The sequence below is a fragment of the Brevibacterium oceani genome (assembly GCF_013623835.1).
GTDB classification, from domain to species: Bacteria; Actinomycetota; Actinomycetes; order Actinomycetales; family Brevibacteriaceae; genus Brevibacterium; species Brevibacterium oceani.
In genome coordinates, this window is the sequence record NZ_JABKDE010000002.1 from 531,366 (window position 1) to 557,955 (window position 26,590).

The 26,590-nt window shown below is 66.2% G+C and carries 26 protein-coding genes; 20 read left to right on the forward strand and 6 right to left on the reverse strand.

Annotation, left to right across the window (positions count from 1 at the left end):
* The first annotated feature begins 19 nt into the window (after positions 1-19).
* On the forward strand, positions 20-919 hold the full coding sequence (locus tag HK401_RS05890; RefSeq protein WP_181273721.1) for an aldo/keto reductase: 900 nt from the start codon (positions 20-22) through the stop codon (positions 917-919).
* 52 nt (positions 920-971) lie between these two features.
* On the opposite strand, the gene HK401_RS05895 is transcribed toward HK401_RS05890, so the two are convergent.
* Complete coding sequence (locus tag HK401_RS05895) at positions 972-1,232, reverse strand: hypothetical protein (protein ID WP_181273722.1); 261 nt, start codon at positions 1,230-1,232, stop codon at positions 972-974.
* A gap of 57 nt (positions 1,233-1,289) precedes the next feature.
* Between HK401_RS05895 and HK401_RS05900 the strand changes: the two genes are divergently transcribed.
* From HK401_RS05900 to mshC, 3 genes are all read left to right on the forward strand, one after another.
* A complete protein-coding gene (locus tag HK401_RS05900) occupies positions 1,290-1,853 on the forward strand; it encodes a DUF3090 domain-containing protein (RefSeq protein ID WP_181273723.1) in 564 nt (187 codons plus the stop codon).
* Between the two features lie 6 nt (positions 1,854-1,859).
* Complete coding sequence (locus tag HK401_RS05905) at positions 1,860-2,672, forward strand: SCO1664 family protein (RefSeq protein ID WP_181273724.1); 813 nt, start codon at positions 1,860-1,862, stop codon at positions 2,670-2,672.
* 75 nt (positions 2,673-2,747) lie between these two features.
* Positions 2,748-4,007: a cysteine--1-D-myo-inosityl 2-amino-2-deoxy-alpha-D-glucopyranoside ligase gene (gene mshC / locus HK401_RS05910; protein WP_181273725.1), complete on the forward strand. Its 1,260-nt coding sequence runs from the start codon at positions 2,748-2,750 to the stop codon at positions 4,005-4,007.
* Positions 4,008-4,046: 39 nt separating this feature from the next.
* Here mshC and HK401_RS05915 read toward each other — a convergent pair whose 3' ends face one another.
* A complete protein-coding gene (locus HK401_RS05915; RefSeq protein ID WP_181273726.1) occupies positions 4,047-4,877 on the reverse strand; it encodes a proteasome assembly chaperone family protein in 831 nt (276 codons plus the stop codon).
* A gap of 22 nt (positions 4,878-4,899) precedes the next feature.
* On the opposite strand from HK401_RS05915, the gene HK401_RS05920 reads away from it, so the two are divergent.
* Positions 4,900-5,571, forward strand: a complete 672-nt coding sequence (locus HK401_RS05920; protein WP_181273727.1) for an HAD family hydrolase — start codon at positions 4,900-4,902, stop codon at positions 5,569-5,571.
* A gap of 31 nt (positions 5,572-5,602) precedes the next feature.
* Here the strand turns inward: HK401_RS05920 and HK401_RS05925 are convergent, their stop codons facing one another.
* Positions 5,603-6,412: a RecB family exonuclease gene (locus HK401_RS05925; protein ID WP_181273728.1), complete on the reverse strand. Its 810-nt coding sequence runs from the start codon at positions 6,410-6,412 to the stop codon at positions 5,603-5,605.
* A 128-nt stretch (positions 6,413-6,540) separates the two neighbouring features.
* On the opposite strand from HK401_RS05925, the gene HK401_RS05930 reads away from it, so the two are divergent.
* The 3 genes from HK401_RS05930 to arc are packed head-to-tail and all read left to right on the forward strand — an operon-like array spanning position 6,541 to position 10,574.
* Entirely contained in the window at positions 6,541-7,701 is a 1,161-nt protein-coding gene (locus HK401_RS05930; protein ID WP_181273729.1) for a site-2 protease family protein, read from the forward strand.
* Between the two features lie 45 nt (positions 7,702-7,746).
* Positions 7,747-8,925, forward strand: coding sequence for a tRNA (adenine-N1)-methyltransferase (locus tag HK401_RS05935; protein WP_258234013.1), 1,179 nt, complete (start codon positions 7,747-7,749; stop codon positions 8,923-8,925).
* Positions 8,922-10,574 carry a proteasome ATPase gene (gene arc, locus HK401_RS05940; RefSeq protein ID WP_181273730.1) on the forward strand — a complete coding sequence of 551 codons (1,653 nt, stop codon included), beginning with the start codon at positions 8,922-8,924 and terminating at the stop codon, positions 10,572-10,574. The genes HK401_RS05935 and arc overlap by 4 nt, the downstream gene beginning before the upstream one ends.
* A gap of 15 nt (positions 10,575-10,589) precedes the next feature.
* Here the strand turns inward: arc and HK401_RS05945 are convergent, their stop codons facing one another.
* Positions 10,590-10,991, reverse strand: coding sequence for a DUF3054 domain-containing protein (locus HK401_RS05945; protein ID WP_181273731.1), 402 nt, complete (start codon positions 10,989-10,991; stop codon positions 10,590-10,592).
* A 32-nt stretch (positions 10,992-11,023) separates the two neighbouring features.
* On the opposite strand from HK401_RS05945, the gene dop reads away from it, so the two are divergent.
* The 7 genes from dop to HK401_RS05980 all read left to right on the forward strand — a co-directional run bounded on the left by dop (position 11,024) and on the right by HK401_RS05980 (position 17,151).
* On the forward strand, positions 11,024-12,553 hold the full coding sequence (gene dop, locus HK401_RS05950) for a depupylase/deamidase Dop (protein ID WP_181273732.1): 1,530 nt from the start codon (positions 11,024-11,026) through the stop codon (positions 12,551-12,553).
* An 11-nt stretch (positions 12,554-12,564) separates the two neighbouring features.
* Positions 12,565-12,756 carry a ubiquitin-like protein Pup gene (locus HK401_RS05955; protein WP_166971760.1) on the forward strand — a complete coding sequence of 64 codons (192 nt, stop codon included), beginning with the start codon at positions 12,565-12,567 and terminating at the stop codon, positions 12,754-12,756.
* Position 12,757: 1 nt separating this feature from the next.
* Positions 12,758-13,558, forward strand: a complete 801-nt coding sequence (prcB, locus tag HK401_RS05960; protein WP_181273733.1) for a proteasome subunit beta — start codon at positions 12,758-12,760, stop codon at positions 13,556-13,558.
* 55 nt (positions 13,559-13,613) lie between these two features.
* Positions 13,614-14,303 (forward strand): proteasome subunit alpha, encoded by a 690-nt coding sequence (prcA, locus tag HK401_RS05965; protein ID WP_181273734.1) that lies wholly within the window; start codon positions 13,614-13,616, stop codon positions 14,301-14,303.
* Positions 14,304-15,707, forward strand: coding sequence for a Pup--protein ligase (gene pafA, locus HK401_RS05970; protein ID WP_181273735.1), 1,404 nt, complete (start codon positions 14,304-14,306; stop codon positions 15,705-15,707).
* A gap of 67 nt (positions 15,708-15,774) precedes the next feature.
* Complete coding sequence (locus HK401_RS05975; protein ID WP_309135915.1) at positions 15,775-16,725, forward strand: FKBP-type peptidyl-prolyl cis-trans isomerase; 951 nt, start codon at positions 15,775-15,777, stop codon at positions 16,723-16,725.
* Between the two features lie 54 nt (positions 16,726-16,779).
* Positions 16,780-17,151, forward strand: coding sequence for an FKBP-type peptidyl-prolyl cis-trans isomerase (locus HK401_RS05980; protein ID WP_181273736.1), 372 nt, complete (start codon positions 16,780-16,782; stop codon positions 17,149-17,151).
* Between the two features lie 144 nt (positions 17,152-17,295).
* Here HK401_RS05980 and HK401_RS05985 read toward each other — a convergent pair whose 3' ends face one another.
* On the reverse strand, positions 17,296-18,423 hold the full coding sequence (locus HK401_RS05985; RefSeq protein ID WP_181273737.1) for a DUF3866 family protein: 1,128 nt from the start codon (positions 18,421-18,423) through the stop codon (positions 17,296-17,298).
* A 40-nt stretch (positions 18,424-18,463) separates the two neighbouring features.
* Between HK401_RS05985 and HK401_RS05990 the strand changes: the two genes are divergently transcribed.
* The 5 genes from HK401_RS05990 to HK401_RS06010 all read left to right on the forward strand — a co-directional run bounded on the left by HK401_RS05990 (position 18,464) and on the right by HK401_RS06010 (position 24,325).
* Positions 18,464-19,486, forward strand: coding sequence for a helix-turn-helix transcriptional regulator (locus HK401_RS05990; protein ID WP_309135916.1), 1,023 nt, complete (start codon positions 18,464-18,466; stop codon positions 19,484-19,486).
* Positions 19,470-20,357 carry a WYL domain-containing transcriptional regulator gene (locus HK401_RS05995; protein WP_181273738.1) on the forward strand — a complete coding sequence of 296 codons (888 nt, stop codon included), beginning with the start codon at positions 19,470-19,472 and terminating at the stop codon, positions 20,355-20,357. The genes HK401_RS05990 and HK401_RS05995 overlap by 17 nt, the downstream gene beginning before the upstream one ends.
* Positions 20,358-20,458: 101 nt before the next feature.
* Positions 20,459-20,779, forward strand: coding sequence for a twin-arginine translocase TatA/TatE family subunit (tatA, locus tag HK401_RS06000; protein WP_181273739.1), 321 nt, complete (start codon positions 20,459-20,461; stop codon positions 20,777-20,779).
* The gene (gene tatC / locus HK401_RS06005) at positions 20,776-21,618 is read left to right on the forward strand and encodes a twin-arginine translocase subunit TatC (protein ID WP_309135917.1); all 843 of its coding nucleotides are present in this window, start codon (positions 20,776-20,778) and stop codon (positions 21,616-21,618) included. The genes tatA and tatC overlap by 4 nt, the downstream gene beginning before the upstream one ends.
* A gap of 1 nt (position 21,619) precedes the next feature.
* The gene (locus HK401_RS06010; RefSeq protein WP_181273740.1) at positions 21,620-24,325 is read left to right on the forward strand and encodes a DEAD/DEAH box helicase; all 2,706 of its coding nucleotides are present in this window, start codon (positions 21,620-21,622) and stop codon (positions 24,323-24,325) included.
* On the opposite strand, the gene secA2 is transcribed toward HK401_RS06010, so the two are convergent.
* Entirely contained in the window at positions 24,326-26,587 is a 2,262-nt protein-coding gene (gene secA2 / locus HK401_RS06015; RefSeq protein ID WP_181273741.1) for an accessory Sec system translocase SecA2, read from the reverse strand. It lies immediately after the preceding gene.
* Positions 26,588-26,590: the final 3 nt, after the last annotated feature.

Here is a 26,590-nt window from a genome sequence, read left to right on the forward strand (position 1 = left end):
TCGGGTAACCTCAAGAAGCATGAAGCACCAAAGCATCGGCCAGACCGGACTCGACGTCAGCGACGTGGGTCTCGGGACCTTCGAATGGGGTCACCGGATCGACGCCCAGGCCGCCCAACGACTCGTCGAGGAGTACAACGATGCAGGTGGGAACCTCATCGAGCTGCCCAGTGCGCATCATTTCGCCGCCGAGGTGATCGCCCAGCTGAGACTTCCCGAAGAGATGCTGATGATGGCCCGTGTGGGCGTGTCCATGAGTGAGACGGACCACATCGAGGTCGGTCTCGGACGGGCACGGATCCTGTCCCAGGTCGACTCTCTGCTGCGCAGCATCGGTCGGGGCCACCTCGACGTGCTCGTCCTCGACGTCTTCGATGCGGACGTCGACAGGGCGGAGACCGCCTCGGCGATCGACACGCTGCTCACGCTCGGAAAGATCCGCTACGTCGGCGTCTCCCACCACACCGGCTGGCAGCTCGCGGAGATGCGCGGAGCCGGGATCCCGATCTCGTGCGCTGTGGCCGAGTACTCACTGCTCAACCGGGCGGCCGAGGACGATCTCGTCCCCGCCGCCGACTACGCAGGGGTGGGACTCATCGCCGGTGCCGGCCTCGGCCGCGGCGTGCTCACGGACAAATACCGGAATGCGACCCCGCAGGACTCCCGGCTGGCCGGGGAACTCGCGGACTATGTCACGGAGTATCTCGACGATGGGACGAACCGGGTGCTCGCCGGGGTGCGTCGGGCCGCCTCGGCGCTCGGCGTGTCGACGACGGACATCGCGTTGGCCTTCAACCGCCATCGCGGTGTTGCGTGCACCCTGGTCTCTCCGCGCACATCGTCCCAGCTCGCCGAGATCACCGGCAGCGACGTCGATCTGGCCGACGAGATCGCCGAGGTGCTCGAGCAGATCTCCTGACTCCCGGGCGGATCTGTGATCCCGGGGCGGATCCGCTCAAGCGGAATCGAGCTCAGTCGTCCTCGTCGTCCTCGGGCCCGAACACGTCGTCATCGTCCTTCGCGTCCTCGACGTCGTCGAAGAGCTCGAAGGGAGTCACCTCGTCGAATGCGGTGTAGATCGCATCTTCGTAGATTTCGAAGGCGTCGGCCAATGCCATATAAGCCGCTTCGACTCTGGGGTCTTGGTCTCCGGTGCGGTGTGCGGATGCAGCGTAGTGCTCTCTCACTGCTTCGAGGAATGCGTCCAGGGCCTCACGAGGATCAGTGCTCATGACTCAAATGTATCCCAGGCCGGAGTCACATGTAAGGGTTTCGACTAGGCTGAAGACATGGCAGCTCTGTACGACCACCCCACACCGGATCGTTTCGTCGTCGGCACGATCGGACTCCCGGGGGAGAGGACCTTCCTCCTCCAGGCGAAGTCGGGAAACTCACTGACGACCGTGGTCGTGGAGAAGGAGCAGGTTGAGATCCTCGCCGACCGAGTCACCGAACTGCTCGACATGGTGATGATCAAGGACCCCACCGCCCGGGTGCCGCAGACGGCACTTGATGATCGCATCGACAATGCCGGGCTGAATGTGCCGATCGAACCGGAGTTCCGCGTGGGCACCATGAGCCTGGGCTGGGACACCGTCAAACACGAACTCGTCATCGAATGCTTCGAACTCACCGAGGCCGACGCTCAGGCGGGCACCTCCGCGGACCCGGACGACGACGAGGTCGAACGCGAAGTGCTGCGCGTGGTCCTCGACGCGGCCGCCGCCCGCGAGTTCTCCCGCCGCGGAGAGCAGGTCGTCAGCGCCGGACGCGGCGACTGCCCGTTCTGCTCGCTCCCGCTCGAACCCGACGGTCACCTCTGCCCGCGGGCCAACGGGATCCCGCGCGCCTGACCAGTGATGGACCACAGCCTCCTCATCGACGCGCTCACGACCGGCGACTGGACCGAGATGGGATCGATCCCGCGGGCCAGCAACGACACCCGACTGCTCGTGATCGAACACGCCGGCCGCGCGTTCAAGGCCGTGTACAAGCCCATCTCCGGTGAACGACCGCTCCACGACTTCCCACCGGCGAGCCTCGCCCTGCGGGAGGTCGCAGCCTACCGACTCAGCGCGACTCTCGGCCTCGACGTGGTGCCGCCGACCGTGCTTCGCGATGATCTGCCCGCCGGCCGGGGTTCCCTGCAGGCCTATGTCGAATCCTCCGAGGACGAGGAGGCCGTGACCCTGAGCGCGGTGACCGCGATCTCGCCCGATCACGTCCCGATCTTCGCTCTGCGCACCGAGGACGGTCGCGACCTCGTGCTCTCACACAGTGTGTCCGAGGGGCTGCGGGCCGTCGCCTTCTTCGATCTGCTGGCCAACAACGCCGACCGGAAGGCCGGACACGTCATCACCGGCAGCTGTCTGCCGAGCATCGCCTCGTCCGACATCGGCATCTTCGGCATCGACAACGGTCTGACCTTCCACACCGAGGAGAAGCTGCGCACCGTGCTCTGGGGCTTCTCCCGAGCCTCTTTCCACGCCGACGAGATCGATGCCCTCGAATCAGTCGCTGCAATGGACGAGCCGCTGCGCTCCGCCCTGGCCGACTGCCTGTCGGAGGCCGAACTGGAAGCCCTGTCCGACCGCGCTGCGGCCCTTCTGGCAGGGGAGTTCTTCCTCGAAGCGCCCGAAGACCGCACCGTCATCCCCTGGCCCCCGATCTGAGCGGCGGGAAGGGGTCAGAAGAGTCACGTCGGACCCGAAGTGCCGAACGCCGGTGACTCGGTTAGGCTGGGTGCCGTGAAGTCATGGCCCGAACCTCAACTGCCCCGTCTGACCAGCACCGGCAAGGTGCCCACAGTGTTCGACACGAGCTCCCGCAGCCCGCGCCGTCTGCGTGGCAAGGATCAGACGGCTCGCCTGTACGTCTGCGGCATCACCCCCTACGACGCGACGCATCTCGGGCATGCCGCCACCTATGTGGCCTTCGACCTGCTCAACCGCGTCTGGCGCGATGCCGGACTCGACGTCGTCTACGTACAGAACACCACCGATGTCGATGATCCGCTGCTCGAACGCGCCGACGCCACCGGTGTCGACTGGCGCGAACTCGCCTCCTCACAGATCCAGCTCTTCCGCGACGATATGGAAGCCCTGCGGGTGATCCCGCCGCGCGACTTCATCGGCGTCGTCGAATCCGTCGTCGAGATCGCCGCCGCCGTGCGCGACCTTGTCGCGAAGGGTGCGGCCTACACTCTCGAGAACGGCGATGTCTACTACCGCGTCTCGACCCCGATCACCCCGCCCTTCGGCACCGTCAGCCATGACGATGCGAAGACCATGGCGGAGCTGTCGGCAGAACGCGGCGGCGACCCGGACACCCCGGGCAAGGACAACCCGATCGACCCGCTTCTGTGGAGGGCCGAACGTGAGGGCGAACCCTCCTGGGACGGCGGAACGCTGGGACGCGGCCGCCCCGGCTGGCATGTCGAATGCACCGTCATCGTCGATGAGTACGCGGCTCTTCCCCTCGATGTGCAGGGCGGCGGCAACGACCTCATCTTCCCGCACCACGAGATGAGCGCGGCCCATGCCGCGGCCTGGCGAGAGACGCCGATGGCGAAGACGTACATGCACACCGGCATGGTCGGCCTCGACGGCGAGAAGATGAGCAAGTCCAAGGGCAACCTCGTGCTCGTCTCCGAGCTGCGCGAACGCGGAGTCGACCCCATGGTCATCCGGACTGTGATCCTGGCCAATCACTACCGCACCGACTGGAGCTTCTCCGAGGACCAGCTCGAGGTCGCCGAGGCTCGCCTGCAGGCATGGCGACACGCCGCGAAATGCGAATCCGAATGCCGCGAGGGTCTGCGCGGACACATCATCGGCCTGCTCCGCGAAGCGCTGACAGATGATCTCGACAGCCCACGGGCCCTGGGCATCCTCGATGAGTGGGCCGACCACTATGCCGATTCCGAAGGTGCTGAGTCCGATGCCGTCAGCGGCGACCGGGTCGCCGACGCGGTGGACGCGCTGCTCGGCATCCGTCTGTTCGACTGAGGGCACCGGCACTGAGGGCGACGGCGGGGGAGGCCCGCCCTATTTCTCGCGGCCGCGTTTGCGCAGATAGCGTTCGAACTCGGCCGCGATCGCATCCCCGCTGGCCTCGGGCAGGTCAGCGGAGTCATTGAGCTCTTCGAGACCCTTGACGAGCTCTGCCAGATTCGGGTTGAGGGACACGAGCTCATCGGCGCCGAGCTCCCACGCCCGGCTCTCCTCCTCGAGCACGTGGATGTCGACCTCCACTCCGGCGTATCGCTCGACGGCCTTGGCCAGGGCCAGTTCGGCCTTCGGCGACGGTGAGTCGGCCAGATAGTCCGGCACTCCCACCCACAGGTTGATCGCCCGGACACCTCGCCACTGACAGGCCACACCGAGGAGTCCGAGGATCCCGATCGGCCCTTCGTAGCCGTTGGCATCGATGTCGAGATCCGCGGCCAGACCGGGGTCCTCGGTGTTGGCCACGACCGGCAGGGGGCGGGTATGCGGGACCTCGGCATGCAGCCCGCCGAGGAGGACGACGGAATCCTCATCACCGACCTCGGCGAGGACGAGGGACAGGAACTCCCGCCACTTCAGCCCCGGTTCGTGACCGTGGATGACAGTGACCGGCAGTTCGCCGAGGTGGCCGCGATGCACGGCGACACCGGGCCATGCGATCGTGGCCGTCCCGTCCTCGTCGCGGATGATCTCGGGCTCGGAGAAGCGGAACTCGTAGAAGCCGTCGGTGTCGAGGATCTCGGAGTCGCTGAGATCCCAGACCTCGATGAGATCCTTGGCCAGCGAACTCGCCGCTTCCGAAGCGTCGGCATCCTGACCTTCGAAGGCGATGAAGACGAGTGCCCCGGACCCGGATGGAAGAAAGCTCATGGTTCAAGACTACGCTGGCACCATGACGAATTCTGCCGAAGCCTTCCCTGCCGCGGTCCTCTGGGACATGGACGGAACCCTGGTCGATACGGAGCCGTACTGGATCAGGGCCGAGACCGAACTGATGAACGCCCACGGCATTCCCTGGTCGGACGAGCAGGGGCTCGAATTCGTCGGCAACGAGCTCATCACCTCGGCGAGGATGATGCAGGACGCCGGCCTCGAACTTCCCGCCGAAGAGATCGTGACGACGCTGATGGATGCGGTGATCGATCAGATCCGCATCTCGGTGCCGTTCCGGCCCGGCGCCCTCGAACTCCTCGCCGAACTCGGGGCCGAGGGAATCCCCTGTGTGATGGTGACGATGTCGTACCGGCCGCTGGCCGAAGCGGTCATCGCCAGCTGTCCCGACGGCAGCTTTGCCGGGCTCATCGCCGGCGACGAGGTCTCCGCCGGCAAGCCCGACCCCGAGCCCTATCTCAAGGGTGCGGCCCTGCTCGGGTTCGACCCCGCCGAGTGTGTGGCCCTCGAGGATTCGAGGCCGGGTCTGGCCAGCGCCGAGGCGGCCGGGACGATCGCCGTGGGAGTGCCCCATCTCGTCGACCTCGAACCCGAGCCGGGTCGGATCCTGTGGGACGGCCTCGACGGCAGAGGCATCGAGGACCTGCGCGCCCTGCGGAAGCAGTCGGCCTAGCTTACGGAAGCCGTCGGCCAGGCCGGTCGCTTCAGACCCCGACGATCTTCGTGATCTCAGGAGTCGGCGGGGCCGTGTTGCCCCACGCCGGGCACAGCGGTTTGAAGGTGCACCAATTGCACAGCGGAGACTTCTTCGGCCGCCACCGATCGGCTTCGGCCGAGGCGGTGATGTCCTTCCAGATCGCGTCGATCTCGAACTCGGTCTGCTCGATCTCGGTCATCGTCGGATGCGATTTGAGCACGCTGCGCGATCCCAGGTACATCAGCTGCAGCGTGTGGACGAGCTCGCCGGAGAGCCGGTAGACGACGAGGGCGTAGAACCCCATCTGGAACTTCGCCTCCCGTCCGTACTGGGGCTTCGGCTGTTTGCCCGTCTTGTAGTCAACGAGGCGCTTCTGCCCACCGGGAGCGACATCGACGCGGTCGATGAAGCCGCGCAGCTCGAGTCCGCTGTCCAATGTGGTGCGGACGAACTTCTCCGTCTCGTCCGGTTCGAGGTGCTCGGGGTACTCGAGAACGAAATAGGAGTCGATGAGGCGACGCGCTGATGTGAAGAACGTCTCCTTCTCCGACTCGTGCGCAAAGATCTCGAGCACCTCGGGATCCTTCTCCACGAGTCCGTCCCAGGCCGGCATCAGCATCGACTGAGCGAGTTCGGCGGTGCGCTCCGCAGCGGGGGCCGTGAACAGCTTCTCGAGCACCGCATGGACCACGGTGCCCCGGAAGGCGGCCTGCGACGGCGGCTCCGGCAGCCTGTCGACGCTGCGGAAGCGGAACTTCAGGGGGCATTGGATGAAGTCGTTGGCCCGGGAGGGCGAGAGACTGGTGAGCTCGGCCATATCACCACTGTAACGACCTGCACCGACACGACGTGGCGACCAGCGGCGACGGTGCCGTCGCTGTTAGGCTGAGTACTCGACACTCTGTGGACCTGCTGACCACGACTTCGACCGGAGGATTCCCTTCAATGGCCGCGAAAAACCACCAGCCCGGTGCGTCCTCGGGCCTGCGCCTGGGCACCGTCCTCGGCGCGCCGGTGATCCTGGCATGGTCGTGGTTCCTCGCCGCCATCGTCATCACGATCCTCTTCACCCCCTGGCTCAACCAGGTCCGCCCCGATCTGGGCGTCGGAGCCTGGTTCGTCGCCTTCGCCTACGCTGTCCTCCTCTTCGCCTCGGTGTTCCTCCACGAACTCGCGCACGGAGTGGCAGGACAGTTCTACGGACAGAAGGTCGCAGCCATCGAGCTCAACATCTGGGGCGGCTTCACCCGCTTCGAACCGCAGGTCGACAATCCGCGCGACAAGGCCGCGACGACGAGCTTCGTCATCTCCATCGTCGGCCCCATCGTCAACATCGTCCTCGCCCTGCTCGGATGGTGGGCGCTGAGCGCGGCCAGCCCGACCTCGGTGCCGTGGCTGCTGCTCATCGCGGTGACGTTTGCCAATGTCGCACTCGGGGCGATCAACCTGCTGCCGGGCATCCCGCTCGACGGAGGCTGGGCGCTGCAGGCGATCATGTGGCGCATCACCGGTTCCCAATACCTCGGCACGATCGTCGCGAGCTGGGTCGGACGCATCATCGCGATCGGATTCATCGGCTGGTCGGTCATCACCCCGCTGCTGGCCGGTCAGCGCCCGGCACCGCTGACGGTGGCCTGGATGTCGCTCATCGCGATCATGCTGTGGTTCTCCGCCGGAGACGCCGCCACCCACGCCAAACGGGCACGGAAGATGGAGACCTACGACCTCTCGCAGGTCATCCAGCCGGCAATCGCAGCGACCTGGGACGCCGACCTCGCCGACACCCTCGACTATGCGAACACTCTCGGCAATGCGAAGGAACGCACCCTCATCGTCGTCCTCGACCAGAAGGGCCTGCCCTATGGGCTCGTCGACCGGCATGCCGCCGCCGGCCGACTCGCCGAGACGCTCGAGGCCGTTCCCGCCGGCGAGGTGGCCCGCCCGCTGGCCGGCTGGATCGGCGTGCCCAAGGACATCACTGCACCGCATCTGCTCGAATCGCTGACACATCGGCCCAAGGCACAGTTCAGCCTGGTCATGGACGGCAACACCCTTGTCGGGGTCATCGACCTCCAGGAGTTCTTCGACGAGCTGCTCGCCGCCTGAGCCGGTTGTGTGAGGCAATCCTCACCAGCGTAGAGTGGTGTCATCATGACTCAGGCACTCCATACCCGGCCTCCGCGCGTTCTGTCTCCGAGCGAGAAGGTCCAGCTCACCGATCCGAAGGGGCGCATGCACACCATCGTGCTCGCCGAGGGTGAGACGTTCCACACGAACAAGGGGCTCATCAGCCACGACGACATCATCGGTCGGACCGAGGGAATCATCGTCTCGAACACCGGAGGAGTGGACTTCCAGGTCTTCCGGCCCAGGTACGAAGACTTCGTGCTCTCGATGCCCCGCGGTGCAGCGGTCGTCTACCCCAAGGACTCCGGACTCATCGTCACCCTCGGCGACATCTTCCCCGGTGCCGTCGTCGTCGAGGCCGGAGTCGGATCCGGCGCGCTGTCGATGGCGCTGCTGCGGGCCGTCGGCCCCGCAGGCTCCGTCCACTCGTTCGAGCTCCGCGAGGAGTTCGCCACGATCGCGAAGGGCAACATCGCCGACTTCTTCGACGGCGAACCGGACAACTGGTCGGTGACGGTCGGCGACCTCGCCGACACGCTGCCGCAGACCTTCGGGCCCGGCTCGGTCGATCGCGTCGTGCTCGACATGCTCACTCCCTGGAACACCCTCGACGCGGTCAGCGATGCCCTGGCCCCGGGCGGAATCGTCATCGCCTATGTCGCCACCGTTCCGCAGCTCTCCCGCTTCGTCGAGGCCCTGCGCGCCTCACAGAAGTTCGCCGAACCAGAATCCATGGAGGCCATGATCCGCGGCTGGCACGCCGATGGCCTCGCCGTGCGCCCCGATCACCGAATGATCGCGCACACCGGGTTCCTCATCATCGCCCGCCGCATGGCCGACGGCGTCGCCCCGCTGGAGAAGAAGAAGCGTCCCGCGGCCGCAACCGCCGCACCGGAGGACGTCAGCGCCTGGACCGACTCCGAGGTCACCGAGGCGGCGATCGGCACGCGCACCGCCCACGGCAAGAAGCTGCGACGAGTGATGCGCGATGCCGGCAGACGACTGCGCGACGACGACGACCGACCCGACGGCGCCCCACCGGGATCCGGGACAGGAATCGAGGACACAGACACACCGGACCCGACCGACACAGCAGCCCGCGGTGGGGCCGCAGCCTCCATCGGATCAGCGACCACGACCAGCACCACATCCACGACCAGCACCGCATCCACGACCAACACAGAGTCGGAGGAGGAACGATGACAGAGACACCGACCGAGATGAAGCGCCTGCGTGAGGACACCGCCTCGCTGCGCCAGCAGCTCTACAGCGCCGGGAAGCGCAACGAGGCCCTGTCGAAGACCCTCCGCACAGCCCGTGACGAGCTGAATCGGATCAAGGAGGAGGCCCGTCGTCTGACCGAGCCGCCGAACAACTGGGGCACCCTCATCGCACTCGACGAGTCCGGTGTCGCCGCCGACGTCATCGTCGGCGGACGCCGGATGCGCGTGGCCGTGGCCCCCGAGGTCGAACCCACCCAGCTGCGGGCCGGAGCCGATGTGCTCCTGTCCGAAGGGCTCGTCATCATCGGCACCGGCACCTTCGCCTCGGTCGGCTCGGTCGTCAACGTCCGTGAGTTCGTCGATGAGACGCGCATCCTCGTCGGAGCTCCCGGTGATGACGAGCAGGTCTTCGTCCTCGCCGCCGACCTCATCGACTCGGGTCTGCGCGTCGGCGATGCCGTCGTCGTCGACACCCGCACCCACTACGCGCTGCAGGTCGTCGAGAAGCCGGAGGTCTCCTCGCTGCTGCTCGAAGAGGTCCCGGACATCACCTATTCGGACATCGGCGGCCTCGCTGACCAGATCGGTCTGATCAAAGACGCCGTCGAACTGCCCTTCGAACACCCTGAGCTCTACACCGAGCACGGGCTCAAACCACCCAAGGGCATCCTGCTCTACGGTCCGCCCGGATGCGGCAAGACCCTCATCGCGAAGGCCGTGGCGAACTCGTTGGCCGACCGCACCGGTGAGGTACGTGCCCGCAAGACGTACTTCCTCAACATCAAGGGCCCCGAGCTGCTGGACAAGTACGTCGGTGAGACCGAACGTCAGCTGCGTCTGATCTTCGCCCGCGCCCGGGAGAAGGCCTCGGCCGGGTTCCCCGTCGTCGTCTTCTTCGACGAGATGGAATCACTGTTCCGCACGCGCGGCACCGGCAAGTCCTCGGACGTGGAGACGACGATCGTCCCGCAGCTGCTCACCGAGATCGACGGCGTCGAACAGCTCGACAACGTCATCGTCATCGGCGCGTCGAACCGTGAGGACCTCATCGATCCCGCGATCCTGCGGCCCGGCCGCCTCGATGTGAAGATCCGCATCGAACGCCCCGATGCCGATGCCGCCCGCGACATCTTCGAGAAGTACCTGACCGCGGACCTGCCGCTGCACACCAGCGTCCACGACGGGCATTCGACCCCCGCCGAGGCGGTGTCCACCCTCATCGACTTCTGTGTCGATCGGATGTACTCCCAGTCACCGGAGAACGAATTCGTCGAGGTCAGCTACGCCGACGGCTCGAAGGAAGTCCTTCACTTCTCCGACTTCGCCTCGGGTGCGATGATCCACAACATCGTCGACCGGGCGAAGAAGTCGGCGATCAAGTCGTTGCTCGACACCGGTGAGCGGGGACTGCGCCGCGACCACTTCGAGGCCGCCATCGCCGAGGAGTTCAGCGAGCACGAGGACCTGCCGAATACGACGAACCCGGATGAATGGGCACGGATCTCCGGTCGCAAGGGCGAACGCGTCACCCATCTGCGGATGATGCACCTCGACACCACCCGCGGCGCCCCGACGGTGCCCTATGAGGTCGACGTCGCCGAGGTGCGGCCGAACTCCGACCTCGTCTGAGCACGGAGGATCGGGTCAGCGGCTGCGCTTGCGGCCCGATCCTCCGGCGACGGCGGTGGCGATGATGCGCCACCCGACGAGGGTGATGAGATTGAGCGTGGTCGCCACGATCATGAAGCTCACGGGCACCGTGCCCGGTTCGCCGCCGGCGCCGGTGATCCCGCGGATGACGAGTCCGATGAGCACGGTGATCGCCCACACCCCGGTGCCGGTGGCCAGGGGAGCGATCGGTCGATCCCAGACCGCGGTGAGCAGCCAGGCGATGACGAGAGCGGCGCAGAACGGCCACGCCGTGGTCAGCAGCCCCTGCAGCTCGAAATTGTGAGAATGTGTGTAATGACCGACGATCGTGAACAGAACCACGAGGATGAGGTCGACGAGCAGTGCGATCGGGAGATGGGATTTCTTGACAGCCACGTCCCCGAGTTTAGACCTTGGAGGAAGAACAGATGCTCAGAGTCCAGCGTGTCATGGGATCCGAGACCGAGTTCGGTCTCAGCCAGCCGGGCAACCCGCATGCGAATCCGATGCGCGATTCGGCGCGTGTCGTCGACGCCTACGCCGGACCGCGCGGCCTGAAGTCATCGCAGAACTTCTGGGACTTCGCCGCCGAATCGCCGCTGGCCGATGCGCGCGGGTTCTTCATGAACATCGCCGATGCGGACTCCTCGCAGCTCACACACATTCCGACCGATGAGGTCGAAGCCCAGTACCTGGCCAATGTGGTCACGGAGAACGGCGCGCGCTACTACGTCGACCATGCGCATCCCGAATACTCCTCCCCGGAGGTGCTCACACCGCGTGACATCGTCACCTTCGACCGAGCGGGCGACCTCGTGGCACTGGCCTCGGTGCGGGCCCTGGAATCCTCGGCCGAACCGGTCAACCTGTACAAGAACAACACCGACTCCAAGGGCTCGTCCTACGGCACCCACGAGAACTACCTCGTCGACCGCAGCGTCGACTTCGACGACATCGTCGCCGGCCTCATCCCGTTCTTCGTCTCCCGACAGGTGCTCTGCGGCTCCGGACGGGTGGGCATCGGACGCGAAGGTGAGGGCAAGGGGTTCCAGATCTCGTCTCGCGCGGACTTCTTCGAAGCCGAGGTCGGCCTCGAGACGACTCTGCGACGTCCCATCGTCAACACCCGCGACGAACCCCACGCGGACCCGGCGAAGTACCGTCGCCTGCACATCATCATCGGCGACGCCACCCTGGCCGAACCCGCGACCTTCGTGCGCTTCGGCACCACCTCCCTCGTCCTCGCCCTCATCGAGGCGGGTCAGGCCCCGCGCATCGCACTCGCCGATCCGGTGCAGTCGTTGGCCGACGTCAGCCACGACCTCACCCTGAGCGCCCGACTGCCGCTGGCCGACGGCAGCACGACCAGCGCCCTGGAGATCCAGGAGGCCTTCTACGCCGCGTGTGCCGAACACGCCGACCACGACGATCCGGCCACCGCCGAGGTGCTTGCCGAGTGGAGGCGGTTCCTCGATGGTCTCGCGGATGATCCGCGCAGCCTCGCCGATTCCATCGACTGGGTCGCCAAATGGGTCCTGCTTGAGAGCTACCGGTCCCGCGAGAGCCTCGACTGGGATCACCCGAAGCTCGCCCTCATCGACGTCCAGTACCACGACGTGAGGCCGGAGAAGGGACTGTTCTACAAGCTCGAACGCGCCGGTCGGATCCGACGGATGACCACCGATGCCGAGGTCGAAGCGGCGGTGGCCAACGCCCCCGACGGGACGCGGGCCTTCCTCCGCTCGGTCGCGGTCGGCCGCCTCGGAGAGGAGCTCGTGGCCGCCAGCTGGGACTCCCTGGTCCTCAACGCCGGCGACTTCGGCGTCGTGCGCCTGCCCATGCAGGAACCGCTCAAGGGCACCCGTGCGCTGCTGGCCGAACGGCTCGAGGGGATCGAGACCGCCGAGGGCCTGCTGGAGGCACTCGGAGTGGATAGACTGAGGACGAAGAACGACTGAAGGGGTGTGAGATGAGCTCGCAGGAACAGTTCCAACACGATAAGTCGACCGGTGGGGGAGACGCGCCCGTCGACCCGCCGGAGGCAGTCCAGGGTCAGATCAACACCCAGAACGTCGATTCCATCCTCGACGAGATCGACGGTGTGCTGGAGTCGAACGCGGAGGAGTTCGTCAAGAACTTCGTCCAGAAGGGCGGCCAATGATATGGCAGGGTTCCCTCCTGCATTCTTGAGTTCGACGAGCAATTCGTTCGTCGAACTCGCCCGCTCCCTGGCACCCGAGGCCCTGCCCCGGGATGGGGCAAGGGATCTGTCGGAGCAGTCACCGGAGGGCACGACGATCATCTGCTTCCGGACCGCCTCGGGCATCCTCATGGCCGGGGATCGGCGCGCCACGATCGGCAACCTCATCGCCTCCCATTCGATGGAGAAGGTCAAGCCCGCCGACGACTACTCCGTCATCGGCATCGCCGGCACGGCCGGCGTCGCCCTCGACCTCATCCGGCTCTTCCAGCTCGAACTCGAGCACTACGAGAAGATCGAAGGGGCCCGTCTCTCGCTCAACGGCAAGGCCAACCGCCTGGCCGCGATGCTGCGGGGCAACCTCGGCCTGGCCATGCAGGGCCTGAGCGTGGTTCCCCTGTTCGCCGGGGTCGACGAGGTGACCCCGCACGGGCAGATCTTCAGCTTCGACGTCACCGGCGGCAAATACGAAGAGCACCGCTTCCACGCGATCGGCTCGGGATCCGGTTTCGCCCGCGGGGCACTGAAGAAGCTGTGGCGGCCCGAACTCGACCAGGACCAGGCGATCACCGTGGCCGTCGAGGCACTCTTCGACGCCTCCGATGACGATTCGGCCACCGGGGGACCGGACTTCGTCCGACAGATCGCCCCGACGATCTTCACCGTCGACCTCGCCGAGGGAGTCACCGAGATCGACTCAGCAGCCGTTCTCACCACCGCCGCCGAGGTCGTCGATCGTCGCACCCGGACCGCCGGGGCATGAGCGGCGTGACGACAGCGCCGACGACAGTGCGCCCGGCACAGCGAAAGGACCGGTCATGAGCCAGGCCCCGTTCTACGTCTCACCCGAACAGCTGATGAAGGACCGCGCCGACTTCGCGCGCAAGGGCATCGCCCGCGGCCGCTCGGTCGTCGTCCTCCGCTACGACGCCGGCATCCTGCTGCTCGCGGAGAACCCCTCGCCGACCCTGCACAAGATCGCGGAGATCTACGACCGGATCGGCTTCGCAGCCGTCGGCAAGTACAACGAATTCGAGACCCTGCGACAGGCCGGGGTGCGCTACGCCGACCTGCGCGGATACTCCTACGATCGCATCGATGTCACCGCCAGGGGCCTGACGAACGCCTATGCGCAGACCCTCGCCGGCGTCTTCACCACCGAATCGAAGCCCTTCGAAGTCGAACTCGTCGTGGCCGAACTCGGCGTCACTGCGGACGCTGATCAGCTCTACCGGCTCAGCTACGACGGATCCGTCATCGACGAGACCGAGCACGTGGCCATCGGCGGTCAGGCCGATGCGATCACCGCATCCCTGTCCGGGCTGCACACCTCATCACTCGACCTGGCCGCCGTGTTCAACCACGGCGTCGCTGCCCTGGCCGCCGCCACCCGGTCGAGCCTGCCCACCGAGGACCTCGAGGCCGCCGTCCTCGATCGCACGACGCACCGGCAGCGGACGTTCCGCCGTCTCGACGAGACGACGATGGCCGGGCTGAGGGAGGACTGAATGGCACGCATCTACGGAGTCGAGACCGAATACGGACTCGCGCACACCGCCGCTGAGGACGGGCGACGCATCGGGCCGGAGGAGATCGCCCGCTACCTCTTCCGTCCTGTCGTCGAATGGGGGCGGTCGTCGAACGTGTTCCTGCCCAACGGGTCTCGTCTCTACCTCGACGTCGGTTCGCATCCCGAATATGCGACCGCAGAATGCGACGACCTCTCCGACCTGCTCGCCCAGGAACGGGCGGGCGAGGGACTGATGATCGACCTGCTGAACAAGGCGCAGAGCGCACTCGAAGCCGACGGCATCGGCGGTCGGGTGCACATGGTCAAGAACAACACCGACGCGGCCGGGAACTCCTACGGCTCGCACGAGAACTTCCTCATCCGCCGCACCCTCGACTTCAACCGGCTGACGACCGTACTTCTGCCCTTCCTCGTCTCACGCCAGCTGCTCGTCGGCGCCGGTGCTGTCATTCCCCACCGCTCGGCCTTCGCCCCCGACGAGGTGGCCGATCGTTCGGAGATGATGTTCGGCCTCTCCGCCCGCTCCGATGTGATGTGGGAGGGCCTGTCCTCGGCGACGACCCGGTCACGGCCGATCATCAACGCCCGCGACGAACCGCACGCAGATGCCGAGAAGTACCGGCGTCTGCACGTCATCGTCGGTGACTCCTCGATGTCGACGACCACCTCGGCGCTGAAGATCGGGTCTGCCGTCCTTATGCTCGACCTCATCGAACAGGGGGCACGGATCCCCGAAAACGGGCTGCGCCATCCGGTGCGCGACATCCGGCTCGTCGCCCGGGACCTCACCGGGTCCGTTGTGCTCGAACGCACCGACGGGACGACCACGACCCCGCTCAGTCTGCTTGCCGACTATCGGGACCGGGCGCAGCGGCTCGTCGAGACCGGCGATCACAGCCTCGGCGACGAAGGGCTCGCCCGCTACGTCATCGACCTGTGGACGCGGATGCTCACCGCCGTCGAATCCCAGGACTTCGGCGCCGTCGACACCGAGATCGACTGGGTGATGAAGCGCACCCTCATCGAACGCTCAATGGTCCGAGGGAACGAGGACATCACGGATCCGCGCATCCACCGACTCGACATCGCCTACCACGACATCACACCGGCCACCGGACTGTTCCCGAAGCTGGAGGCGGCGGGAATGGCAAAGAGCCTCGTGCCCGCCGCGGCGGCTGAGAAGGCCAAGGTCGACCCGCCCACAGGCACCCGCGCGGCCATCCGCGGCGAGTTCGTGCGGGCAGCGCATGAGGCCCGACGGGACTACACGGTCGACTGGGTGCACCTGCGGCTCAACGACGAATCCGGCCGCGCCGTGGCGCTGAAAGACCCGTTCGCCACGACCCACCCGCAGGCGGAGACACTCATCGCGGGCCTGTAAGATCGCCCTGTGATCCGGTCGGGTCCGCCGATGCGCGGCGACGGCCACGTGTGACGAAAGGAAACCAGTGCGCACCAAAGTGCTCAGCGCCATCGCGGCGGGTCTGCTGCTGCTCTCGGCCTGTGGGCAGGGCGAGGAGTCCGATGACTCGACCACGCCGCCGCCGTCCGTGGCCGCCCAGGATGCGAAGTCGACGAGTCTCGACGACATCACCGTCGACGGGAAGACGGGGGAGAAGCCGAAGGTCAGCTTCGAGTCTCCTCTGGTCGTGAAGAAGACCGAGAAGAAGGTCCTCGACCAGGGCAAGGGCGACAAGGTCGCCGACGGCGAACAGGTCACCGCGCAGATGACGTTGGTCTCCGGCACGACCGGCAAGGTCGTCGAATCAAGCTACGACTCGAAGTCGCCGGCAGGATTCCCCATGGACAAGTCGCAGATCTCAGGCGACCTCTACGACGCGCTCATCGGCGTCAAGACAGGTTCCCGCGTCATGCTCACGCTCAACGGCAGCGCCGAACAGGGCCAGGCCTCGCAGACGCTGGTCTACGTCATCGACGTCGAGAAGGCCGAGAAGCCGCTGACTCGCGCCGAAGGCGAGAAAGCCGACCAGTCGGAGAACCCCGTGACCGTGGACTGGGCCGATGACGGTGCCCCGTCGATCTCGAAGCCGAAGGGGGATAAGCCGAAGAAGCTCGAGACCTTCGCGACGATCGAAGGTGAGGGGCCCGAGATCAAGAAGGGCCAGAGCGTATCCGTGAAGTACTCCGGCTGGCTCTGGGACGACACGTCGAAGGCCTTCGACTCGAACTGGAAGAAGGGCGGACAGCCCTTCCCCGTCTCTCCCGTCGGCGACGCTCAGGTCATCGACGGATGGAACGAGGGCCTCATCGGCCAGAAGGTCGGCAGCCAGATCGTCCTCATCGTGCCGCCCGACAAGGGCTACGGCGAACAGGGCAATGAGTCGATCCCGGGCAATTCGACCCTGATCTTCGTCATCGACATCCTCTCGGCCCAGTAGACAGACAACCACCCACACCGACCGTGACGAACGGTCAGCACAGGAGGAGACACCATGAAGCAGAAACCAGAAGTCGTTTTCCCCGGCGGCGACGCTCCCACCGAACTCGTCATCGTCGATGACGTCATCGGTGACGGCGCCGAGGCGGGTCCCGGTGACACCGTGAGCGTGCACTACGTCGGCGTCGCCCATTCGACAGGTGAGGAGTTCGACGCATCGTACAACCGCGGCACCCCGCTCGAGTTCCGTCTCGGGTCGGGCATGGTCATCTCCGGCTGGGACCAGGGAATCCAGGGCATGAAGGTCGGCGGCCGTCGCACCCTGCAGATCCCTCCGCACCTGGCCTACGGAGACCAGGGCGCCGGCGGAGTCATCCAGCCCGGTGAGAGCCTCATCTTCGTCTGCGATCTCGAGAACGTGCGCTGATCACAGATCCTCGTCGTCGGGGCCGGACTCTGTTGAGTCCGGCCCCGACTCATTGACGGACAGAATATTTCGGTGCAGCACATTGCAGACCCGGTGTGGCCCGGTGCCGTTCGCCCCGGATCACCGCGGTGCATCCGGCGTGAATCAGATGAGCTCGGCGGCACACCGTCCCGCCGCGGCTGCGGCGAGGAACGACGCCGCATCGGCCGGCAGCCTGCGACCCATGGTCGACAGCCCCACAGGGGAGGCGCCCAGTCCGGCCCACAGTCCGGTGAGGTCGACGTCGAGCAGCGCATGCATGCTCAGCCGACTCAGCTGTTCGGACACGATGTCGTCCACCACGCGCGGATCGGGCTCCATCTCATGAAGTTCCGCCTCGGTGAGGGTGGAGAAGACCGGCACTGGGACCTGCACTCCCGGACGGGCGATCTCGGTCAGGGCAGTGAGCGTATGGTGCGAGATGCCGAAATGACGGCCGCGGGCATCGGCGTTCGACATCCGCAGCACGCCGAGGGGAATGCCGTCGAGGAGTGCCGCGGCATTGAGATGATCGCCGGTGACCAGCCCGGAGAAGCCGTACTTCGTGCCTGTGCCCAGATTGCCGGGTCCCTGCGCCACGACGGCGATGTCGGCCTCCATGACGTGGCGGGCGGCGAGCAGGCCGGTGTGGATCGTCACGGCTTCGAGGTCCCCGCCCCAGGCTTGGCCCGTGCTGATCGACCCGGTCAGCCAGCCGGCGTCCTTGAGTCCGGCCACGGCCTTCGAGAACGGGGCCGGCAGCGCCGCACCGTCGCTGAGGACGTAGGCGATGCGCAGCGACGGATCGACCGTTCGGATCCCGGAGATGACGGCCGGCAGCGCCGAATGCAGATCGGCGACGATCACGGGCATGCTCTCCAGATGCTCCGCCTCGGCAAGCACGGCATGGTGGTCGGATTCCTGATCGTCGACGCCGAGGACCATCGTCTGCAGCGGCGAATACCGGTCCTTGACGAGATGTCCCGGGCCGTTCGGCGGATCGGACGGCAGCGCATCGGGCAGAGCCACGATGAGACCGAAGCCTCCGGTGCCGAGTCGTTTGGCCAGCGCCGAGACGTTGACGATGACTGTGTCGTCGAGGCGCGGGTGGCCGATCGCGTCGGTGTAGGCGATCGCTCGGATCGCGGTCACCTCCGAACCCGGCAGCGCCTCGTCCAGTTCGACCTCGACCTCTGTGTATCCTGGCCGGGTGGAGCGTATCGCTGAGACGATTCCTCTGCGCCAATGAATCATGGTCCCAAGACTATCGCCCGGCTTGAGTTACGGTGGAATCGTGAACACACCCCGCCCCAGCAGACAGAGGCAGCAGACCGAGCGTCTGATGAACCTGCTGATCGCCCTCCGCACCTCCCGCGGATGGGTCTCGCGTCAGACGCTGATGAACGCCATCGACGGCTATCGCGGCCTCGACGACATCGCCTTCGACCGCAAGTTCTCCCGCGACAAGGAGCTGCTGCGACACATGGGCATCACCATCGCCACCCGTGCCGAGCACGACGCCTACGGGGACGCGGGGGAGACCGGCTACCGGATCTCGGCGGCCGACTATGCGATGGACGACGTCGATCTCACCCCGGCAGAGGTGGCGGCGGTGACCGTGGCGGCGGCCTTCTGGTCGGAGACGGAGCTCGGCGATTCGAGCGCCCAGGCGCTGACGAAGCTGCGGGCGCTGGGACTCGACCTCGACGAGGCCGGCCCCGGACGCGGCGCGTTCGAACCCGGAACCGCGGCCAGGCGCCTGGCGAGTGCGAACTTCGCCGACGCCCTTCACCACATCAACGCCCGCGAGGCGATCGGATTCACCTATCACAAGCCGGGGCAGACTGCGCGCAAGGTGCGCCTTGAACCCTATGCCCTGCTCAGCCGCGGCGACCGGGTCTACCTCTTCGGCTTCGACCTCGACCGGCAGGCCCGCCGCACGTTCCGCCTCTCCCGCGTCGACGGCAGAATCGGCAAGCTCGGCGGGCGCGAACCCGGCGACTACGCCATTCCCGACGACTTCTCCCCTGAACTCGCCCTGCAGTCGAGTTCGGAGATGGCCGTGGTCGCCGAGGCAACGCTGACCATCCGTGCCCAACGCGCGGATCCCCTGCGGCGTCGGCAGATCCGTGAGGAGGACGGGGCCGTGATCATCGAGTACTCCGACGAGCATGCGCTGGCCGCCGAGATCGTCGGCTTCGGAGACGCTGTCGAGGCTCTCGCGCCGGCAGAGCTCGTCCGCGCCGTCGCTGCCCGACGCGACACGATCCGCGCCTCGCTCAACCGGTTGGGAGGCGCGAATGTCCTCAGCGCGTGAGAGACTCACCAGGCTGCTCAGCCTCGTGCCCTACCTCGACGCCCATCCCGGGGCCGATCTCGAGGAGACCGCCGACTACTTCGGCATCGACTCGGACACCCTCATCGACGACCTCGAGCTCCTCTTCGTCACCGGCCGCCCCGGTCACATGCCCGATGACCTCATCGACGCCTCGTGGGAAGGCGGGCAGATCTTCATCTCCAACGCCGAGGAGGTCTCCGTCCCAGTGCGGCTGAGCGCGGAGGAGGCCGGCGTCCTCGTCCTCGCTCTTGATATGCTCTCCTCCCTGCCCGGCCTCGATTCCGAGGCCGTGTCCACCGCCGCGGACAAGCTGCGAGTAGCGGCGGGGGAGAACCTGCGCACTGCGGTCGACGTCAGCCCCATCGATGCCGATCCGAAGCTGCTCGCGGCGCTCAAGGAGGCCATCGAGACCGAGTCGGCACTGCGCATCAATTACTATGTGGCCTCGCGAGACGAGCTGACCACCCGCACGATCGCACCGACGAACCTCGTGCCCGGAGCCGACTGGTATGTCGACGCCTGGTGCTATTCCGCGGGAGCACCGCGACGCTTCGCGCTCGGGGCCATCCGCTCATGGGAGAGAACCGAGCATCCGCCGCTGGCGGTGAACGAATCGACGCCGGAGACTCGTGAGGTCACTCTCGGATTCTCGGCGCGGGGCGCGTGGCTGGCCGATGAACTCGATGTTTCCACTCGCGAGTACGCCGAGACCGGGGACACGAGCGTGCGGATCCGGATGGTCGTCCACTCGGTGGATTGGCTGAGCCGGTTCCTGCTCTGCCATGCCGATGCCATCACGGAGATCGACGACGCCGAGGCGGTCAGGGTCGCGCTCGACCGGCTCGGCTGAGGTGCCGATCGCCCTGGCGCGAACCGCCCGGCTGCGTGGATGAAAGGCTCAGCCGCACAGCGTAGAATCATCCTCAGCATCAACAATCCAAGGAGCTCCCAATGAGACCAAGTTTCGTGCAGATCGCGATCGTGATCCTCATCATCGTGATCATCTTCGGCGCGCCCAAACTGCCGCAGCTGGCCCGGAGCCTGGGACAGTCGATGAAGATCTTCAAATCCGAGGTCAAGGACCTCCGCGGTGACGACGACGATGCGCAGAAGTCCACCGAACCGGGAACACTGGACCGCAGCTCCTCGAGCGAATCCGCGCCGTCGACCGGAACCTCCGGCGCCACCGGCGGCACCGGCGGCACCGGTGACCGTACCGGCACCGATGAGGCGAGTCGTGAGAAGCAGGACCCACAGTCTCACGAGAAGTGAAAGAGAACAGCCAGCGGAAGCCGTCTTGGTCACGGAAGAAGAACCCTGAGAAGAAGATGCCCGTCGTCGGGCACCTCGTCGAGTTGCGCAACCGCGTCATCATCGCCGCCATCGCCATCGCACTCGGTGCCGTCGCGGGCTGGTTCCTCTACGACCGTGTCCTCGACATCCTCCAGGAGCCGATCCGCACGATCCGCGATGACGGTGGGCGGATGGCCGAGATCAACTTCGCGGGAGTGGCCTCCCCGTTCGACCTGAAGATCAAACTCTCGTTCTTCATCGGACTCTTCCTCTCCTGCCCGATCTGGCTCTACGAGATCTGGGCGTTCATCGTCCCGGGTCTCAAGCGCAAGGAGAAGCTGTACTCCCTGGGCTTCCTCGGGGCGGCGATTCCGCTGTTCCTGGCCGGCTCGACGATGGCGTTCTTCGCCCTTCCGAACGCCGTCAAGGCCCTGACCTCGTTCACCCCGGCAGGCGGGACGAACATCATCCCGGCTCAGGACTATCTGAGCTTCGTGATGGTCATCATCGTCGTCTTCGGCCTCGCCTTCGTCCTGCCCGTTCTCATGGTGGGCCTGAACATGCTGGGCATCCTGTCGGCGGAGAGGATCAAGAAGTCGTGGCGCATCATCGTCATGCTCGTGTTCCTGTTCGCAGCGATCGCCACTCCCACTCCCGATGCGATGTCGATGTTCTTCCTCGTCATCCCCATGATGACGTTGTTCTGTCTGGCCTGGGTGATCTGTCTGTTCAACGATCGGCGGAAGAAGAAGCGGCTGATCGAGCAGGGCCTGTGGGTCGACCCGGACGACACTATCGACGAAGAGAAGAATGAATGATATGCCAGAGAACCCGAACTCGGCGGAGGCGACCCTTTCTCCCTCCGCCGCCTACGCCGACTTCAAGGCACGCGCCGAATTCGCGCGCACCCCGCTGGGCCGATTCATGGACCGCACTGAGTTCGAGCTCGACGACTTCCAGGTCGAGGCGTGCAGCCACCTGCAGGACGGTGAGGACGTGCTCGTCACGGCACCGACCGGGGCCGGGAAGACCCTCATCGCCGAATTCGCGGTGGAACTGGCCCGCGACGAGGGCAAGCGGGTCTTCTACACCACACCCATCAAGGCGCTGAGCAACCAGAAGTTCAACGACCTCGCCGAGGTCCACGGGTCGGAGAACGTCGGCCTGCTCACCGGTGACACCTCGATCCGGCGGGACGCGCCGATCATCGTGATGACCACCGAGGTCCTGCGCAACATGCTCTACAACGACGTGGAGGGCCTGTCCGACCTCGGCTTCGTCGTCCTCGACGAGGTCCACTACCTCGCCGACCGCTTCCGCGGACCGGTGTGGGAAGAGGTCATCATCCACCTGCCCGATCGGGTGCAGATGGTGTCGCTGTCGGCCACGGTGTCCAATGTCGAGGAGTTCGGGGCCTGGCTGCGCGAGGTGCGGGGCCCGACGACGATCGTGTCGACGAGCCACCGGCCGGTGCCGCTGGTCAACCATGTGCTCGTCGGCCACCGGATGTACGATCTGTTCACCCACACGGACTCGGAACGGATCGATCCGGCCCTCAACCATGCCACGCGTACCCACGGAGGACCGCGGTCGCGGCGGGCCCGTGCCACGCGTGCCCGATTCCGCCGTCCCAGCCGCACTCAGGTCGTGTCCTCCCTCGCCGAGGCGGCCATGCTGCCCGCGATCATGTTCATCTTCTCCCGCAACGGCTGCGATGAGGCCGTCGAGCAGTACCTGTCGACCGGCGTCGATCTCAATTCGCGGGAGGAGAAGACGATCGTCAACGCGGCGTTGGAATCGCTGCGGGAGGAACTCGCCGACGAGGATCTCGGCATCCTCGGCTACCACACGTTCCGCGAGGGCCTGCTGCTCGGCGTGGCAGCCCACCATGCGGGGATGATCCCGCAGTTCAAACAGCTCGTCGAAGATCTGTTCTCGCAGGGGATCATCAAAGTCGTCTTCGCCACTGAGACCCTGGCCCTGGGCATCAACATGCCCGCCCGCACGGTCGTGCTCGAGAAGCTCGTGAAGTTCAACGGTGAGGCCCATGTGACGATCACCCCGGGGGAGTACACCCAGCTGACCGGACGGGCCGGACGCCGCGGCATCGACCGCATCGGCCACGCCGTCGTCGTCTGGCACCCCACTGTGGAGGTCAGCGAGCTGGCCGCTCTGGCCTCGAACCGGTCGTATGCGCTCAACTCCGCGTTCGGGCCGACCTACAACATGACGGCGAATCTGCTGTCTCGGATGAGCTCCGCCGAAGCGGCGAAGGTGCTCGAGACCTCGTTCGCCCAGTTCCAGGCCGACAAGGCCGTCGTCGGCCTCGCCCGGAAGGTGCGCAAGAACGAGGCGACCATCGAGGCCTATGAGAAGTCGATGCACTGCGAACTCGGCGACTTCGCCGAATACGCCGGACTGCGCAGAGCGATCTCGGACACGCAGAAGCAGGAGACGCGCACGAAGTCGCGCAACCGGCAGCGCGACATCGTCGAATCGCTCACCGCGCTCAAGGTCGGCGATGTGGTGACGATGCCGGCCAAACGCGTCGGCGGTCGTGCTGTCATCATCGCCCCGATGAGCAGCCGGGACGGAACCTCGCGGCTGCCCACCGTGCTGACCGAACAGGGCAAGGTGTGGCACCTGAGGCCGCACGAGGTGAGCGAGCCCGTCGCCTCCCAGGGGCGTGTCCGTGTGCCGAAGAAGTTCAACCACCGGCAGGCCGGTGACCGACGGCAGCTGCTGTCGATCCTCGAATCGGCCGTCCACGACGGGCGGGTCGACCCGGATGCGCACTGGGAGTCGACCAGGGAGGCTCAGACGGCGTCGACGACGGTGGCCGAGCTGCAGGCGCAGATGCGCGCCCACCCGTGCCATGACTGCCCGGATCGGGAGATGCACGCACGGTGGGCGAATCGCGCCGACAAGCTCATTCGGGAGAACGAGGGGCTCATCGGACGCATCGAAGGGCGCACCACCTCGATCGCACTCGTCTTCGACCGCGTCCAGGAAGTGCTGCGCGGACTCGGTTTCGATCCGGCCCATTCGGAGATGCTTCGTCGCATCTACGGCGAACGTGATCTGCTCGTGGCGCTGACGATCCGCGCGGGGCTGTGGGATGGACTCACCGAACCGGAACTCGCGTCCTTCGCCTCGATCTTCGTGTTCCAGTCGCGACGGGACACCCTGCACGCGCATCGGGCGCCGAGCGCGGACCTCGAATCCGTCTGTGACGAAGCGGAGACCATCTGGCGTCGCCTCTTCCATCTCGAGGAGCAGCATGCCCTGACGACGACCGATGAACCCGACCGGGGCCTGGTTAAGCCGATGTTCCGGTGGACGGAGGGCAAAGCACTGTCGGAGTCACTGCGCGGCAGCGACATCGCCGCCGGCGACTTCGTGCGCTGGGCCAAGCAGAGTCTCGATCTGCTCGGTCAGATCTCCGAGGTCGTCGACGCCGACACGGCTGTGCGGATCCGTCGCACGATCAATGCGATCCGCCGCGGAGTCGTCGCCGACTCCTGATCAGCGCCTGACCTTCTTGACGATGTTCTCGATGTCCGAACCGAAGGCGTTCTCCGTGGTCAGATAGGTCCATGTCGAGGACGGACGTTTGAGCCCATGGGACTCGAGGTCGATGCCGTCGGCGGTGATCTCGGCCGTTTCGAGGGTCTCCTTCGCATCCTCGATGACATCTGACCAGAACGAGGAGAAGACGCGGATGGACTCCGCGTTGAAGGCCTCGTGCGGCTTCTCCCGTGCGAAGGTCCGCAGGTGGATGCCCTCGCGCAGATCATTGAGGAACGCGAGGTGATCGACCCACCGCGCGTCGAGGTGGAAGAGCATGACCTCGCGCAGCACCGTGTCGAGGACCTCCTCCGACTGCTCGGCGACGATCTCATCGGCCCGGTCGCCGATCTCCTTGCGCAGCTGCGCAACCGGTTCATCGTCCTTGCGGATCTCGGTGCGGCGTTCGAGGACGAGTTCGCGCTGCTTGGCCATGAGTTCGTTGAAGCGCCACGTGTCGCGGTGGAGAGCGGTGTTCTGCCCTTCGGCGATGCGCTGGGCGTGTTCGACGAGACCGAGGGCGCGTTTGGAGTCGATGAGCCCGGTCTCGTCGCCTTCGGTGACGAAGCGTTGGATCTCCGGCGCACGCGTGAGCAGCTCGTCCTCGAGGCTGGTGAAGAACACAGAGGTGCCGGGATCGCCCTGACGGCCGGCACGGCCGCGCAGCTGGTCATCGAGACGCGACGAAGGGTAACGCCCGGCACCGATGACGAGCAGACCGCCGGCCTCGGCGACGTCGTCGTCGGCCAGACGGATATCGGTGCCGCGTCCGGCCATCTGCGTCGAGACGGTCACCGCCGCGGGGGCGCCCGCCGCGGCGATGATCTCGGCCTCGCGGGAATCGTCCTTCGCGTTGAGCACTGCGACTTCGATGCCGCGTTCGGTCAGACGCTCGGCCAGTGATTCGCTCTCGGCCACCGACGACGTGCCGATGAGCACGGGGCGCCGGCGGGAGTGGTTCTCCGCGACCTCCTCGACGATCGCCCGCTCCTTCGACTCCTGGTAGGTGTAGAGGCGGTCGGGTTCGTCGACGCGGATGACGGGCAGGTGAGTGTCGATCGGGACGATCTCGAGTGAGTAGAACTCGCGCAGGTCATCGCCGACGGCCAGCGCGGTGCCGGTCATGCCGCATACCGTCGCATAGCCGTGGATGAGCTCTTCGACGGTCATCTGGTCGAGGATCTCACCGCTGTCCGTCGTGCCGAGGCTCTCCTTCGCCTCGACAGCGGCCTGCAGCCCGTCGGGCCAGCGTTGGAGTTCGGCCACGCGTCCGCGGGAGGATGAGATGAGTTTGATCCGACCGTCGACGACGAGGTAGTCGACATCGCGCTTGACCAGTGCTCTGGCGTGGAGAGCGATATTCACCGCGGCGAGGGTCTCGGAGTCCTCGCCGAAGAGTTCGACGCCCAGCTCTTCTTCGACTCTGTCGACTCCGGCATCGGTCAGGGCCACGGCGTTGCGATCGGAGCTGACTTCGAAGTCGGTGCCGGGGGTCAGGCGCGAGACGAGCGCCGCGATGGACTCATCGGCATCCTGCACGCTCGACGACCCTGCCAGGACGAGGGGCACACGGGCTTCGTCGATGAGCACGGAATCCGCTTCGTCGACGATGACGACATCGCCTTCGGGGACCCGCAGGTCCGCGTCGTCGGTGATGAAGCGATCCCTGAGCACGTCGAAGCCGACCTCCGTCACCGAGGCGTAGAGGACCTCCGCCTGGTACGCCTGGCGACGTTCGTCGTCCTTCTGTGTGCCCGAGATCGCGGCGGAGCGGACGCCGAGGAGGTCGAACAGCGGCTTCATCCAGTTGCGGTCGCGCACGGCGAGGTAGTCATTGACGCTGACGACGTGGACGCGCCGACCCTGCAGGGCGTAGCCGGCCGCGGCCAGCGCTCCGACGAGCGTCTTGCCTTCACCGGTGGCCATCTGCACGACACTGCCCTGGAGCAGACCGATGAGGCCGCGCAGCTGCGTGTCGTAGGCGCTCTCGTCGAGTGCGCGCTCACCGGCTTCACGGGCCAGTGCGCAGTAGCGGGTGAGAGTCTCCTGCTGCGAACCCGAAGCGAAGACCTCTCCGGCGGCCTCGGTGAGTTCGGCGTCGCTGAGTTCGGCGAACTCGCGTCCGGCCGTCGCGATGTCGTCGGCCGAGCGATCGAACCAGCCCGTCGTCTTCTCCGCATGAGAGCCGGGTCGATTGAGCAGGCGAGAAAAGAATCCCATTGT